We start from the raw sequence: 13,400 nt of genomic DNA on the forward strand, positions 1-13,400 counted from the left end.
GCGACTTAACCAACCGTGCGTTGACGACGAGCTTCGTACAAGCAAACGCCACTGGCCACCGACACGTTCAAGCTCTCGACCGCACCAGACATTGGAATGCTAATGAGCTCATCACACGTCTTACGCGTGAGCTGACGCATGCCGTCACCCTCTGCGCCCAACACCAATGCGGTAGGGCCTTTGAGATCGACTTGGTACAACGTTTTAGGTGCATCGTCGCTGGTGCCGATGATCCAAATGTTGCGCTCTTTCAGCTCGTTCAAAGTGCGCGCCAAGTTGGTCACCATGAAATAAGGCACAGTTTCTGCCGCGCCGCTAGCCACTTTGGCTACTGTGGCGTTGATGCCCACGGCATGGTCTTTGGGCGCAATCACCGCATGTGCACCAGCACCGTCGGCCACACGCAAACACGCGCCGAGGTTATGCGGGTCGGTCACACCGTCCAGTACCAAGATCAAAGGTGATTCGATTTTTTCGATGCCTTCCAGCAACTCGTCTAACGAGTGAACCATCTTGATTTCGCTCACACGCGCTGCCACACCTTGATGGCCGTGACCGCCTGAGAGTTTGGCCAAACGCGGGCCATCTGCCTCTATCAAACGGATGCCAGCTTCGGTGGCACGGTCTACAAATTGACGCATACGCGCATCGCGACGTGTGGGGTCGAAATAGATTTCGATGACGGATTGCGGCGCTGTTTTAACGCGCACGCCAACGGCGTGAAAGCCGAAGAGAACTTTAGGGGCTGAAGACATATGACCTGATTATCCCTTGACCTGCCCCGCCTCAATCGTGATGGCTTGATCGCACTTGGCGGCCAGCTTTAAATCATGTGTGACCAACACCAACGTGGTACCCAGTTCTTTGTTGAGTTCAAACATCAAATCCATGATGCGCTCGCCACTGGCGTGATCCAAGCTGCCTGTGGGTTCATCGGCTAACAGCAACGTGGGCTTGACCACAAAGGCACGTGCCAAGGCCACGCGTTGCTGTTCGCCACCCGACAGCACTTTGGGGTAATGGCCCAAACGCTCGCCTAAGCCCACGCGCACCAGCATGTCTTTGGCAGCGGCACGCGGGTTGGGCAAGCCTGCCAGCTCTAGCGGCAACATGACGTTTTCTAGCGCGGTCATATTGCCCAAGAGCTGAAAGCTTTGAAACACAAAGCCCACTTGGCGGGCGCGCACTGCGGCGCGTGCGTCTTCGTCCATCGCAAACATGTCCACGCCGCCCAGCCACACGGTGCCCTGCGTGGGCGTATCCAACCCCGCCATGATGGAGAGCAAGGTGCTTTTGCCCGAACCTGAAGCGCCCACAATGGCCAACGATTGCTGTGGCGCTAGATGGAAGTCGATATCGCGGAGAATGTGCAGGGTACCGCTGGCGTCTTGCACCGATTTGGACAAATGCGAGACGACCATCAAAGGTGAAGGCAATGTGGATGAATTTTCAAATGAAGGCTGGGTCATGAAGCGCAATGGGTGGTTAAGACGTGACTTTAACTTGGGCGCACTGGGCGCCGCTTTGCTAGGGGCTTTGGGCGTGAGCCAAGTCTCGGCCCAACAAAGCGTCATCACATCCACTGGCCAAGGCATGGAGGGCGACATCACCTCCACCGGCCCACACCGCCGCCGTGGCCAGCCTCTACAAAACAACGTACCACCGCCCGGCTCTGCACCCGCGCCAGGCACCATGCCTGCTGCCACCATTCTGGTGTTGGGCGATTCACTCAGTGCCGAGTACGGCATTCCGCGCGGCAAAGGCTGGGTGGCGCTGCTGGCCGATAAGCTGCAAGCCGAGCGCCCCGATGTGCGCGTGGTCAACGCCAGCATCAGCGGCGACACCACTGCAGGTGGCCGCTCTCGCTTGCCCGCCATGCTCGACCAAGTGCGCCCCGTGCAAGTGGTGATTGAGCTTGGCGGCAACGATGCCTTGCGTGGCCTCGACCTCAACAGCACCCAAGACAACCTCGAAGCCATGATTCAAGCCTGCCGCGCAGTCAATGCACGCGTGGTGCTGGTGGGCATGCAAATACCGCCCAACTATGGGCCAGACTACAGCGCCAAGTTCTCGGTCATGTTTGCCAACCTCGCCAAGAAATACCGCACAGGCTTGGTCCCGTTTTTCCTCAAGGGCATTGCCGATGCACCCGATGCCACCGCGCAATTTCAACCCGACCGCATCCACCCCAAAGCAGAAGCGCATCCGCGCATGTTGGCCAACGTGTGGCCTGAAATTAAAAAGAATTTATAAATCGTGAGCGTTACCTTTATTCCAGCGCAAGACGCGCTCAGCCGCATGGCTATTCCACTGGGCGAACCCGGCGGCTTCAGCACCATCATCGACGCACGCAGCGAGGGCGAATACGCACTCGACCACCTGCCCCATGCCGTCAATTGGCCCTCTCTCAACAACGAAGAACGCATCTTCGTGGGCACCATGTACAAGCAGCAAGGCGCGTTTGAAGCCCAAAAGCATGGCGCAGCGATGGTAGCGGCCAACATTGCTCGCCACATCCAGCGCGAAGTGCTGGAGCTACCCAAAAACTGGCAGCCTCTCATTTACTGCTGGCGTGGCGGCAAGCGCAGTGGATCGCTGTCGTTGGTGCTGGGGCAAATTGGCTTCAAGGTGAACTTGATCGAAGGTGGCTACAAAGCCTTTCGTGCGGCCATCGTGGAAGACATTCCTAAGCGAGTGGCACCACTGCAATTCAAAGTCATCTCTGGCCCCACGGGCTCGGGCAAAACGCGTTTGCTCTATGCACTCGCTGCCGAAGGTGCGCAAGTGTTGGACCTCGAAGACCTCGCCAGCCACCGCAGCTCGGTGCTGGGCCACATTCCTGGGCAACCTCAACCCAGCCAAAAACGCTTTGACACCTTGGTATGGCAAGCCCTGCGCAGCTTTGACCCCGCGCGCCCTGTGTTTGTGGAATCTGAAAGCCGCAAAGTGGGCAATCTGTCCATCCCCGAATCGTTGATGCTGGCCATGCGCGACAGCCCCTGCTTTGAGCTGCAGCTCAGCCTCGATGAACGCGTGGCCTTGCTGATGGAAGACTACAACTTCTTCGTCGATGACCAAGACTTGTTTTGCCGACGCCTAGATGCGCTGGTGGCCATTCGCGGCAAAGCGGTGGTGGATGCGTGGAAAGAACAAATTCACACCGGCCACATCGACCAAGTTGTGCGTGACTTGCTGGTGATTCACTACGACCCAACCTATGCTGCATCCATGGTGCGCAACTTCGCGCAAACAGGACAGGCCACGGCTTGTGTGGCAGACAACCGACATGCGGAGAGTCTGCGTCAGGTGGCACAAGCCTTGTGCCACCAAGTAGGCGCTTGAGGTTTAGCTCGCCTGTGCTGCCGTCACACGCACGGCAGCCCGGTAAGCGTGCCAACTGGCAAAGCCCAGCCAAGGCCCGACCACCAGCAAACCCGCCGCTGACGGCAACATCGCCAACACTACCAAGGCTGTGATGAGCGCCCCCCAAAACACCGACACGGCGGTGTGATCCACAAAGACACGCAAGCTGGTGATGCAGGCGGTGATGGCATCGGTGTCACGGTCCAAAATCATCGGAATAGACACCATCATGCTGGCGAAGACCAGCCCAGCAAAGAAGCCCCCCACGCATAGGTAGGCGGCAATGAACTCCCAGTTCTGCGGGTTGAACACGGCCTCTAGCACGGTGGCGGTGGTGGGCATTCCGCCCGTGTTGAAAAACACCGCAAACACCACCAACGATGCGCGCCCCCACAGCAGCTCCATCACCACCATCACCATGATGAGCATGCTCATGCTACGGATGTGCGACTCCCAACAAGTGAGCGAACTGCCCATGCTCGGCGGCTCATCGCGCTCCATGTGCATGCTCACGTCATACAGCCCCATGGCCAAAAAGGGGCCAATCAGCAAACAACCCGACACAGCCGACAAGGTGTACTCGGGATTGCTTTTGAACACGGCCAACAAGATCAACGCCATGAGCCAAAAGCAGACGCCGTAAAACAAAGAAATCAGAGGTTGCGAGACCATGTCTCGCAAGCCACGCCAAAGCCAACGCAACGGATCGCTCAAGCCAATCGGGTTGATGTCAATGCGGTCATGTGCCTCGTCTGGTACCAATTGCTGCATGTGTCTCCCCTTCTGGCGGGTTTGGTTTTATAGGTTGGCGACTTTCAGAGCTCGCTCTAGGTCATTTTGTAAATCGATCACATTCTCTAGGCCAATACAAAAACGCACCACGCGTCCGCGTTGCCTATGCGACACCGAGCGTGCGCGGCTAGACGCCATGTTGTAGGGCATCACCAAACTCATGGGGCCGCCCCAGCTGTAACCAATTTTGAACAGCTGCAAGGCATCGCAAAACGCATCCACTTGTTTGGATGTGAAACGCTCGTCCATCACCACGCTGAAAATACCCGCAGCCAAACCGTCGGGCTCTTGCTGTGTCACACACAGTTGCTGCCAATGTGCATGACCGGGTGCGCCGCTCAATGCGGGATGCAACACTTGGCTGAATGCAGGCTGCAAAGCGCACCATGCAGCCAAGGTGCGTGCAGCCGCGTCTTGCGCTTTGTAGCGCAGCGGCAGAGAAGCCAATGAGCGCAACACCATCTCAGCGTCATTCGCGCCCACACCCGTACCCAAACGCATGTGCGTGAGTTTCAACACACGGGCCAATTCATCGCTGCGCGTGACGATGCTGCCCATCAACACATCACCGCCGCCGCTGGGGTATTTGGTGAGCGCGTGAATGGTCAGGTCCACCCCAAGCTCGCCCAGCCCTGGCGTGAGGTCAAACGCGTTGAAGGCCAAGCCTGCACCCCAAGTGTTGTCGAGTGCACACAGCACACCGCGGGCCTTGCACAACTGCACCAAAGCCACGAGATTGGGAAACTCCATCGTCACCGAGCCCGCTGCCTCGAGCCACACCAAGCGTGTGCGCGGTGTGATGCGTGCGGCCAAGTCGTTCACATCCAGTGCGTCGTATATCTGATGCGTGATGCCAAACTGAGCTAACTCGCCTTCGGCCAGCGACTTGTTGGGCGCATAGGCGTTATCCGGAATCAACACCTCGTCGCCAGTTTTGAGCAACGCAAAATCCACATGTGCAATCGCTGCTAAACCGCTGGGTGTGAGGATGCAATGCGTACCGCCCTCTAGCGTGGCCAAACGCTCTTCGAGCGTGAACGTGGTGGGAGTGCCATGCAAACCGTAGGTGTAAGCCGACTTGTCCATCCACTCACGCGTGCGCATGGCGGCCACATTCGGAAAGATGACCGTCGAGGCTTTGAACACGCCCACTTGCGGTGCTTCAAATTCAGACGGGGGAAGGTAGGTATGGTGAATGAGATCGGTGCTGCGTGACATGCTCCGATATTAACTAGTCCTCAACGTTAAATGAAAACAGTAAAGTAGACTCCTCCTTTAACAAGCCCTCGCACCATGTCGAACCTGCTAAAACTAGCTTTCCCTAGAAATTTCAAACTTTTTCTGCAGCGAAAGAAGATAGATCAGATTTACTCTAAAGAAATTTCGATGGCACGGAAAACAGGCGATCATGAAAAAATGCGCTCGCTTGAGCAAGACTATTTTTTTGATATTGCTTTGCATGAGGAAGAAGAAGATGCATTCTTGACAAATAAATATTTATCAAAAGCTCGTCAATTACATTTATCTGTGCCACATCGAAACGAAGACGATGGCAAAACATCGAAATATTGGTATGAAGGTAGGTATACCGGTTGCTTCTATTTAACGCCATTAGGTTTTGCAAGTTTGCGAGAAAACATTCGTCAAGAACTTAAGGCCCGTCATGATGCTCGTGCACACTGGGCTGTATGGCTTTCTGCTCTAACAGGCGTCATCGGTGCGATCACCGGCCTAGCATCAGTCCTTAGCAAATAGATCATGCACAAAATTTCTCCACACATAACAAACAAGAAACAGTCGAATTTAAGTTTCCAATACACTTGAAAGTTTTTCATTAAGAACTCAATATGAAACCCGAAACAAAACACGCATTAAAAATTTCTGCGGGCCTTGTGGCCGCATATATCTTCTTACCATTTCTAATTGCTTTAATCAACGGTCATCATGATCTAGGTGGGTTTTTTGCAATTAAGTTAGTTTCAGGTTTGGCATTACTTCCTTTTGTGTATGCCATTGTTTGGTACTTAGAAAAGACTCAAAAAGCGAAGGTGTCCGATATCGATAGCCCAGAGCTCACTCACCCAAAAACAAGCAAATGGAATTACGCCGGCATAATTCTGGGGCCACTAGCCTTATTTTTTATATTTTTACCAGACTACAACGCTGGAAAAACAGGTGGTACTTTTTATATCGGATTGTTATTCTGGATAATTGTCATCATCTACAGCGTAAAAAACTTAATGCAAAAAAAGGAAGCGTCGACTGCGCTTTAATCAGTGTGACATATTGAGCATCTTAGAAATTGGCTCATCACAATAAAAAAGACCGCTCAGAGCGGTCTTTTTTATTTGGTAGTCAATAGAAGATTAAACCTTCCACTTCTCCAACAAAGCTGCAGGACGCATGCTGTCATACGGCTCAAACGGTTGGTGAATCCATGGGTTCGTGGCCAAATAGTCCATCGAGTAATCAGGTTTGAATTCAGACACGCCCTTGGTCCAAATCACGGCAGTGCGCAATTCGGTGATGGGTGCGTAGTTGTTCTTGAGCTGGTCCACCACCGCCTTCAAGGTGTGGCCGGTGTCAGCCAAGTCGTCCACCAACAGCACTTTGCCAGCGATTTCGCCTTTAGGTGTGGTGATGAAGCGGGCGATATCCAAATGGCCTTGCACCGTGCCTGCATCAGCGCGGTACGAGCTGGTGGACATGATGGCCAAAGGCTTGTCGAAGATGCGCGACAAGATGTCGCCTGGGCGCATACCGCCACGGGCCAAGCAAAGGATGGTGTCGAATTCCCAGCCCGATTGGTGAATCTTGATGGCGAGTTTTTCAATGAGGTTGTGGTACTCGTCGTACGACACGTACAGGTGTTTGCCGTCTTCGGTCAACATGGTTTGGTCCTTTTAAAAATTAAGCGATGTAGGGGTGGGTCAGCAAGATCGTGTGGTCACGATCTGGGCTGGTAGACACCATGTGAATCGGCACGCCTGTGGTTTCGGCAATGCGATTCAGGTAATGCTGAGCGGCCTTGGGCAGCTTGTTGTAATCGGTCACGCCCACGGTGGTGTCGCTCCAGCCGGGGATGGTTTCGTAGATGGGTTTGCAACGCGAAATCTCGTCTGCGCCCATGGGCAAGATGTCGATGGTTTCGCCGTCCAATTCGTAACCCACGCACAAGAGCAATTCGGTCAAGCCGTCGAGCACGTCGAGCTTGGTGATGCACAAGCCTGTGAGGCCGTTGACTTGTGCGCTGCGCTTGAGCAACGCGGCATCAAACCAACCGCAACGGCGTGAGCGCCCCGTGGTCGTGCCCTTCTCTGCGCCAATGGTGGCCATGTGGTAACCAGGCGTGCCTTCTTTTTCCCAATCGAGTTCGGTGGGGAATGGGCCGCCGCCCACGCGTGTGCAGTACGCCTTGGTGATGCCCAAGATGTAGTGCAACATGCCAGGGCCAACGCCTGCACCTGCAGCGGCGTTACCGGCCACGCAGTTGCTAGACGTGACGAAGGGGTAAGTACCGTGGTCCACGTCGAGCAAGGTGCCTTGTGCGCCTTCAAACAACAGGTTGGCACCGGCTTTGTGGGCTTCGTTCAACTCACGTGACACGTCTGCCACCATCGGCAAGATTTCTTTGGCATAGGCCATAGCTTCGTTGTAGACGGTGTCGTAGTCCACAGCGGGCGCGTGCAAGATGTCGGTCAACACATGGTTGTGCAGCTCAAGGTTCTCGCGCAGTTTGGTGGCGAAGCGCTCGGGGTGCTTCAAGTCTTGCACGCGCAAAGCACGGCGTGCAATTTTGTCTTCGTAGGCGGGGCCAATGCCGCGGCCTGTGGTACCGATCTTGGCCGTACCGGCCTTCTCTTTGGCCGCTTCACGGGCCACGTCAATGGCAGCGTGGTAAGGCAGGATGAGTGGGCAAGCTTCGCTGATGCGCAAGCGTGAGCGCACTTCCACGCCGGCTTTTTCAAGTCCCGCGATTTCTTCGAGCAGCTTTGGTGCAGACAACACCACGCCATTGCCGATGTAGCACTTCACGCCAGGGCGCATGATGCCGCTAGGGATCAAATGCAACGCAGTTTTCACACCGTTGATGACCAAGGTGTGGCCCGCGTTGTGACCGCCTTGAAAGCGCACCACGCCTGTGGCGGTTTCAGTCAACCAATCGACCAATTTACCTTTGCCTTCGTCACCCCATTGGGTACCGACGACGACGACGTTACGGCCTTTGGTTGCAGCCACGGTTTGTCCTTGGGTAGTGCTCATATCCACTCGATTACTTAAAAAATTAAAGGGCTTGACCAGCGGGAACAGCTTGCACTGCCCACTGGCCGGCGACTTCGATCAGTTCACGATCGCAGTCAAATTCATCGACTTCGCTTTCGTGGCCTGGCAACACGCAGACCACGGTTTCACCATTGGCACGCAAGGTGGCAATGGCTTCGCGCAAACCTTTGGCGGTTCCCCAGGGCGCACGAATGGCGGCTTTGAGGGCGCGCTCTGGCACCACGCTGACCAACTCTTTCAAGTCCAAACTGAATCCAACGGCGGGACGCTTACGGCCAAACACCGCCCCCACTTCGTCGTAGCGGCCACCGCGCACCAAGGCGTCGCTGGCACCGCGCACAAAGATGGCAAAGCGCACGCCGCTGTAGTAGGCGTAGCCGCGCAAATCGGCCAAGTCAAACGTCACGGCCACACCGCTCAAGTCCGCGGCAATTTGGCGCAGCTCAGCCAAGGCTTGCATGACCACAGGCCATGCAGCAAATGCTTTTTCGGCTTGGGCCAACACGGACGCATCGCCATACATGCCGACCAAAGCGACCAAGGCCGTGCGCACATTGGCAGGCAAGTCTTTGGAGAGAGCTTGAACGCCTGAAGTGTCTTTGGCGGCCAAGGCGCTGTGCAAGGCATCGCGCGCGTCAGCCGTCAAGGTCACACCATTCAGCAACGCGGGCACGATGCGCGCATCGCTCAAGTCCACCGTGAATTGGTGGATGGACACGGCTATGAGGGTGTCCAACGCCAAGTGCAGCACTTCAAGATCGGCCTCGATACCTGCATGGCCATAAATTTCGGCACCAAACTGCAAAGGCTCACGGGTGGCGAATGGGCGGTCTGGGCGTGTATGCAGCACAGGGCCGCAGTAGCACAGGCGCGTCACGCCAGTACGGTTGAGCAAATGGGCGTCAATGCGGGCGACTTGCGGCGTGGTGTCGGCGCGCAGGCCCAAGGTACGACCAGAGAGTTGGTCGACCAGTTTGAAGGTTTGCAAATCGAGTGCGCGGCCTGTGCCCGACAGCAATGATTCGAGGTACTCGAGCAATGGCGGCATGACCAGCTCGTAGCCATAGCCTCTAGCTGTGTCGAGATACAAGCGACGCAGCTCTTCGATGTGCCGGGCCTCAGAAGGCAGAACATCGGCGATGTGATCCGGCAGAACCCAAGCAGACATGTAATTAAGGGAGGCTGTTAAAACCGAGATTTTACAGGGCTAAACGCCCTCAACCCAGCCACCAGAGCATCAAAAGACCAACCATCACGCAGACCAAGCCGAAAAAGCGGATCTGACCGTCTTGCAGCACCATGAGTTGCGCCATTTTGTCGCGCCAACCTTGGGGCGACATGAACGGAAAGACACCTTCGAAAATCAGCATCAGTCCGAACGCGACCCACAGCGTATCGCTGTCAAAGCTCATACAAGAGGCCTTTTACTTCTTAGGCGCTGGGGCGCTGCCGCCACCGCTGCCTCGAAGAGCTTTGAAGAAGTCGCTCGAGGGATCGACCACCATCACGTCGCTCTTTTTGCTGAACGTGGTTTTGTAAGCTTCTAAGCTGCGGTAGAACTGAGCAAAGTTGGCGTCGCGGCCAAACGAGTCGGCATACAAACGCGCGGCTTCGGCATCGCCCTCGCCTTTGATTTTTTGCGCTTCGCGGTAAGCATTGGCCACCGTCACTTCGCGTTGGCGATCCGCGTCGGCGCGAATTTTTTCACCTTCGGCTGCACCCGTAGAACGCAACTCGTTGGCCACGCGCTTACGCTCGGCTTCCATGCGGCGATACACCGATTCAGTGATGGCGTCCACATAGTCAGCACGGGTGATGCGCACGTCAATCACGTCCACGCCCCAAGGCTTGGCACCTTTGACTGCCGTCAACACTTCGCGCTTGACATCGGCCAGCAACTCTTCGCGCTTCAATGAAAGCAGTTCTTTCACCGTGCGCTTGTTGATCTCTTCTTGGAAAGCATTGCGCACAACACGGGCCAGCTGCACAGCGCCGGCGTTTTCGTCCAGACCCACGTTACGGATGTATTGCGATGGGTCGGTGATACGCCAACGGGCATACCAATCAATCACCACACGCTGCTTTTCAGCGGTGAGCATGGGCTCGGTGTCCGCGTTGTCCAGCGTGAGCAAACGCTTGTCGATGTAGCTCACGTTTTGGAACGGTGGCGGCAGCTTGATGTTCAAGCCAGGCTCAGTGATGACGTTCTTGATTTGGCCAAAGGAATACACCACGCCAAACTGACGTTGGTCCACCACAAACAGGGTGGAGCTGAGCAGCGCCAAAGCCACGAAGGCAGAGGAAATGTAAAAACCGATTTTGTTTTGTTGCATGTTCGTGTCCCCTATCAACGGCCATCACGGTCGCGTGCGCGGCCATCGCGTGCGCGCGCATCTGTGGCAGGCGTGCTTGGGTTAGCGGGTGTGTTGGCGGCATTTTGCGCAGCGTCAGCAGGTGACGCAGCAGGTGCTGTGCCATTGGCTGCATTGGTTTGCTGGATGATTTTGTCCAAGGGTAAATACAACAAGTTCGAGCCTTGCTTGGTGTCCACCAACACCTTGGTGGTGTTGCTGTAAATCTGTTGCATGGCGTCGATGTACAAACGGTCACGCATGACTTGTGGCGCCTTTTGGTATTCGCCCACGAGCGACTTGAAGCGTTGCGCATCACCCTCGGCTTGCGCCACGATGCGGGCTTTGTAACCATCGGCTTCTTGCTTCAAACGCGAAGCGGCACCCACAGCACGTGGCACCACGTCGTTGGCATAGGCTTCGGCTTCGTTTTTGGCGCGTTCGCGTTCTTGACCCGCTTTGAGCACGTCGTCAAACGCAGCTTGTACTTGCTCTGGGGGGCGCACGCCACCTTGTTGCAAGTTGATGCCCACCACTTCGACACCGACTTTGTATTGGTCAAGAATGGCTTGCATGATGGTGCGAATGCGTGGACCAATTTGGTCACGCTCGTCGGACATGGCAGCGTCCATCTTCATCTTGCCCACCACTTCGCGCACGGCTGTTTCGGCAGCTTGCACCACGGTGTCCGTGGGGTTCTTGGTTTCAAACAAATAAGCGCGTGCATCTGTCAAACGGTATTGCACGGCAAATTTGATTTCAAGGATGTTTTCGTCTTCCGTCAACATGGCCGACTCGCGCAAACCGGTGGACTTGACGATGTTGTCACGGCCCACATCAACCGAGCGGATTTGCGTCACAAACACCAGCTCTTGACGCTGGAACGGGTAAGGCAAACGCCAGTTAAAACCCGCACCTACGGTGGAGTGGTAACGGCCAAACTGGGTAATGACCGCTTGCTGGCCCTCTTGCACGATGAAAAAGCCAGTGCTGAGCCATATGGCCAGCACCACAGCGCCAATCACACCAATGCCAAAACGCGCCACTTTGAAGTCGGGGCCTGTTGGACCACCGTTGTTGTTTGGCGGCTCAGAGCCACCTTTTTTATTGCCAAGCAAGCCTGATAGCTTGGCGTTGAAATCGCGCCACAACTCATCCAAGTCAGGCGGACCGCCCGCGCCTGCTGCGGGTGGGCGCTTGGGTTCGTCTTGCGGCTTTTTCTCGTCGCTCGAAGGCGGAATGGCCTGACTGCCATTGGGGTCAAACGTGGGGTTGCCGTCTTTGTCGCGACCCCAGCGGCCATCGTTGAGGTTGAACATGCCGAGCAGTCGCGCGCACCAAGATTTGGGGCTGACCGTGTGGGTGTTGGAGTTCATGCGCATCGTTGTTTTTTCTTTGAAGTCTTCGATTGTGCCTAAGGATTCAAGCCTCATTCCAATTCCTGCGTATTTGCATGGTCTTCAGGCATCGTCGACAGAGCTTCCTGTGCCAAAAATTCACGCAAAGCTGCGACGCCCTCACCTGTTTGAGCGCTGACAAAAAAGCGCGGCACGCTCAAGCCGTCTACCGTGTAATGGTCTTGTAACTGCACAGGACGCGTTTCGGGGCTCATGGCATCGAGCTTGTTGAACACAAAGACCTGCGGCACATCGGCCGCACCAATCTCGGCCAACACTTTTTGAACCTCGACCATTTGTTCGGGGTAATTGGGGTTAGACGCGTCGACCACGTGCATCAGCAGCGTGGCATCCGCCGCTTCTTGCAAGGTCGCTTGGAAAGCATCGATCAAACCGTGCGGCAAATCGCGGATGAAACCCACCGTGTCTGACAACGACACCGAGCGGCCCGTGCCATCGGCATTACCCAAATACAGCTGGCGTGTGGTGGTGTCGAGCGTGGCAAACAGCTGGTCAGCGGCATAGGCACGCGCTTTGACCAAGGCATTGAACAAGGTGGATTTACCTGCGTTGGTGTAGCCCACCAGAGAGATGGTGAAGGCATCGCGGCGGTTGCGCTGGCGGCGCTGGGTGCTGCGCTGCTTTTTGACCTTGTCCAAACGTTCTTTGGTGCGCTTGATGGAATCATTGATCATGCGGCGGTCCAGCTCAATCTGGGTCTCGCCGGGGCCACCGCGCATACCGATACCACCGCTTTGCCGCTCCAAGTGCGACCAGCGGCGTACCAAGCGTGTGCTGAGGTATTGCAGCTTGGCGAGCTCGACTTGCAACTTGCCTTCGTGGCTGCGCGCGCGTTGGGCGAAGATTTCCAAAATCAACAAGGTGCGGTCGTTCACCGCCACGCCCATGTGACGCTCTAGGTTGCGCTGCTGTGCAGGGCTGAGCGATTGGTCAAACAGGATTTCGGTGGCACCGTGCATGAGGGCCAGCTCTTTGATTTCGTCGGCTTTGCCGCTGCCTACAAACAGGGCAGCATCGGGCGCTTTGCGCTTGCAGGTGATGCGCGCCACAGGCTTTAAGCCAGCGGTTTCGGCCAGCAGGCCGAGTTCTTCTAGCTCGCCATCGAAATGCGGCAAGCCAAAATCGACCCCCACCAAAATGGTGGCGCCGGCGGTTTTTTGAGGTGTGTCGTTCAAGCGTTCAATCTAAAAAA

At 55.8% G+C, this 13,400-nt stretch carries 15 protein-coding genes; 4 read left to right on the forward strand and 11 right to left on the reverse strand.

All coding sequences use genetic code 11. The features are described from left to right. Positions 1–5 precede the first annotated feature (5 nt). The gene (rlmB, locus tag C5F52_RS06320; RefSeq protein ID WP_104797482.1) at positions 6–755 is read right to left on the reverse strand and encodes a 23S rRNA (guanosine(2251)-2'-O)-methyltransferase RlmB; all 750 of its coding nucleotides are present in this window, start codon (positions 753–755) and stop codon (positions 6–8) included. Between the two features lie 9 nt (positions 756–764). Next, on the reverse strand, positions 765–1,469 hold the full coding sequence (locus tag C5F52_RS06325; protein ID WP_104797483.1) for an ABC transporter ATP-binding protein: 705 nt from the start codon (positions 1,467–1,469) through the stop codon (positions 765–767). Between the two features lie 223 nt (positions 1,470–1,692). Between C5F52_RS06325 and C5F52_RS06330 the strand changes: the two genes are divergently transcribed. Both C5F52_RS06330 and mnmH read left to right on the forward strand, forming a co-directional pair. Then, a complete protein-coding gene (locus C5F52_RS06330; protein ID WP_236657780.1) occupies positions 1,693–2,253 on the forward strand; it encodes an arylesterase in 561 nt (186 codons plus the stop codon). A 3-nt stretch (positions 2,254–2,256) separates the two neighbouring features. Further along, complete coding sequence (gene mnmH, locus C5F52_RS06335; protein WP_104797484.1) at positions 2,257–3,342, forward strand: tRNA 2-selenouridine(34) synthase MnmH; 1,086 nt, start codon at positions 2,257–2,259, stop codon at positions 3,340–3,342. 3 nt (positions 3,343–3,345) lie between these two features. Here mnmH and C5F52_RS06340 read toward each other — a convergent pair whose 3' ends face one another. Both C5F52_RS06340 and C5F52_RS06345 read right to left on the reverse strand, forming a co-directional pair. Continuing rightward, positions 3,346–4,134 carry a DUF2189 domain-containing protein gene (locus tag C5F52_RS06340; protein ID WP_104797485.1) on the reverse strand — a complete coding sequence of 263 codons (789 nt, stop codon included), beginning with the start codon at positions 4,132–4,134 and terminating at the stop codon, positions 3,346–3,348. Between the two features lie 27 nt (positions 4,135–4,161). Beyond that, a complete protein-coding gene (locus C5F52_RS06345; RefSeq protein ID WP_104797486.1) occupies positions 4,162–5,373 on the reverse strand; it encodes a PLP-dependent transferase in 1,212 nt (403 codons plus the stop codon). A gap of 75 nt (positions 5,374–5,448) precedes the next feature. Here C5F52_RS06345 and C5F52_RS06350 point away from each other — a divergent pair, with 75 nt between their 5' ends. Continuing rightward, entirely contained in the window at positions 5,449–5,910 is a 462-nt protein-coding gene (locus C5F52_RS06350; RefSeq protein WP_104797487.1) for a hypothetical protein, read from the forward strand. 92 nt (positions 5,911–6,002) lie between these two features. Further along, positions 6,003–6,428 (forward strand): hypothetical protein, encoded by a 426-nt coding sequence (locus tag C5F52_RS06355; RefSeq protein ID WP_104797488.1) that lies wholly within the window; start codon positions 6,003–6,005, stop codon positions 6,426–6,428. A gap of 93 nt (positions 6,429–6,521) precedes the next feature. Here C5F52_RS06355 and C5F52_RS06360 read toward each other — a convergent pair whose 3' ends face one another. From C5F52_RS06360 to hflX, 7 genes are read right to left on the reverse strand one after another with little or no spacing between them, the layout of a single operon-like run. Next, positions 6,522–7,046 carry a phosphoribosyltransferase gene (locus C5F52_RS06360; RefSeq protein WP_104797489.1) on the reverse strand — a complete coding sequence of 175 codons (525 nt, stop codon included), beginning with the start codon at positions 7,044–7,046 and terminating at the stop codon, positions 6,522–6,524. Positions 7,047–7,065: 19 nt separating this feature from the next. Continuing rightward, the gene (locus tag C5F52_RS06365) at positions 7,066–8,418 is read right to left on the reverse strand and encodes an adenylosuccinate synthase (RefSeq protein WP_201746972.1); all 1,353 of its coding nucleotides are present in this window, start codon (positions 8,416–8,418) and stop codon (positions 7,066–7,068) included. A gap of 22 nt (positions 8,419–8,440) precedes the next feature. Then, entirely contained in the window at positions 8,441–9,607 is a 1,167-nt protein-coding gene (locus C5F52_RS06370) for an ATP phosphoribosyltransferase regulatory subunit (protein WP_104797490.1), read from the reverse strand. Between the two features lie 49 nt (positions 9,608–9,656). Beyond that, positions 9,657–9,851, reverse strand: coding sequence for a DUF2065 domain-containing protein (locus C5F52_RS06375; RefSeq protein ID WP_104797491.1), 195 nt, complete (start codon positions 9,849–9,851; stop codon positions 9,657–9,659). A 12-nt stretch (positions 9,852–9,863) separates the two neighbouring features. Continuing rightward, positions 9,864–10,772, reverse strand: coding sequence for a protease modulator HflC (gene hflC / locus C5F52_RS06380; RefSeq protein ID WP_104797492.1), 909 nt, complete (start codon positions 10,770–10,772; stop codon positions 9,864–9,866). Between the two features lie 14 nt (positions 10,773–10,786). Beyond that, a complete protein-coding gene (gene hflK / locus C5F52_RS06385; protein WP_236657750.1) occupies positions 10,787–12,166 on the reverse strand; it encodes an FtsH protease activity modulator HflK in 1,380 nt (459 codons plus the stop codon). A 53-nt stretch (positions 12,167–12,219) separates the two neighbouring features. Then, positions 12,220–13,383, reverse strand: a complete 1,164-nt coding sequence (hflX, locus tag C5F52_RS06390; protein WP_104797493.1) for a GTPase HflX — start codon at positions 13,381–13,383, stop codon at positions 12,220–12,222. Between the last annotated feature and the right edge of the window lie 17 nt (positions 13,384–13,400).

This window comes from Limnohabitans sp. TS-CS-82, assembly GCF_002943475.1.

Coding starts and splice junctions, on each gene's coding strand:
- rlmB (WP_104797482.1), bottom strand. CDS start 755: ATGTCTTCAGCCCCTAAAGTTCTCTTCGGCTTTCACGCCGTTGGCGTG.
- C5F52_RS06325 (WP_104797483.1), bottom strand. CDS start 1,469: ATGACCCAGCCTTCATTTGAAAATTCATCCACATTGCCTTCACCTTTG.
- C5F52_RS06330 (WP_236657780.1), top strand. CDS start 1,693: ATGCCTGCTGCCACCATTCTGGTGTTGGGCGATTCACTCAGTGCCGAG.
- C5F52_RS06340 (WP_104797485.1), bottom strand. CDS start 4,134: ATGCAGCAATTGGTACCAGACGAGGCACATGACCGCATTGACATCAAC.
- C5F52_RS06345 (WP_104797486.1), bottom strand. CDS start 5,373: ATGTCACGCAGCACCGATCTCATTCACCATACCTACCTTCCCCCGTCT.
- C5F52_RS06350 (WP_104797487.1), top strand. CDS start 5,449: ATGTCGAACCTGCTAAAACTAGCTTTCCCTAGAAATTTCAAACTTTTT.
- C5F52_RS06355 (WP_104797488.1), top strand. CDS start 6,003: ATGAAACCCGAAACAAAACACGCATTAAAAATTTCTGCGGGCCTTGTG.
- C5F52_RS06360 (WP_104797489.1), bottom strand. CDS start 7,046: ATGTTGACCGAAGACGGCAAACACCTGTACGTGTCGTACGACGAGTAC.
- C5F52_RS06365 (WP_201746972.1), bottom strand. CDS start 8,418: ATGAGCACTACCCAAGGACAAACCGTGGCTGCAACCAAAGGCCGTAAC.
- C5F52_RS06370 (WP_104797490.1), bottom strand. CDS start 9,607: ATGTCTGCTTGGGTTCTGCCGGATCACATCGCCGATGTTCTGCCTTCT.
- C5F52_RS06375 (WP_104797491.1), bottom strand. CDS start 9,851: ATGAGCTTTGACAGCGATACGCTGTGGGTCGCGTTCGGACTGATGCTG.
- hflC (WP_104797492.1), bottom strand. CDS start 10,772: ATGCAACAAAACAAAATCGGTTTTTACATTTCCTCTGCCTTCGTGGCT.
- hflK (WP_236657750.1), bottom strand. CDS start 12,166: ATGAACTCCAACACCCACACGGTCAGCCCCAAATCTTGGTGCGCGCGA.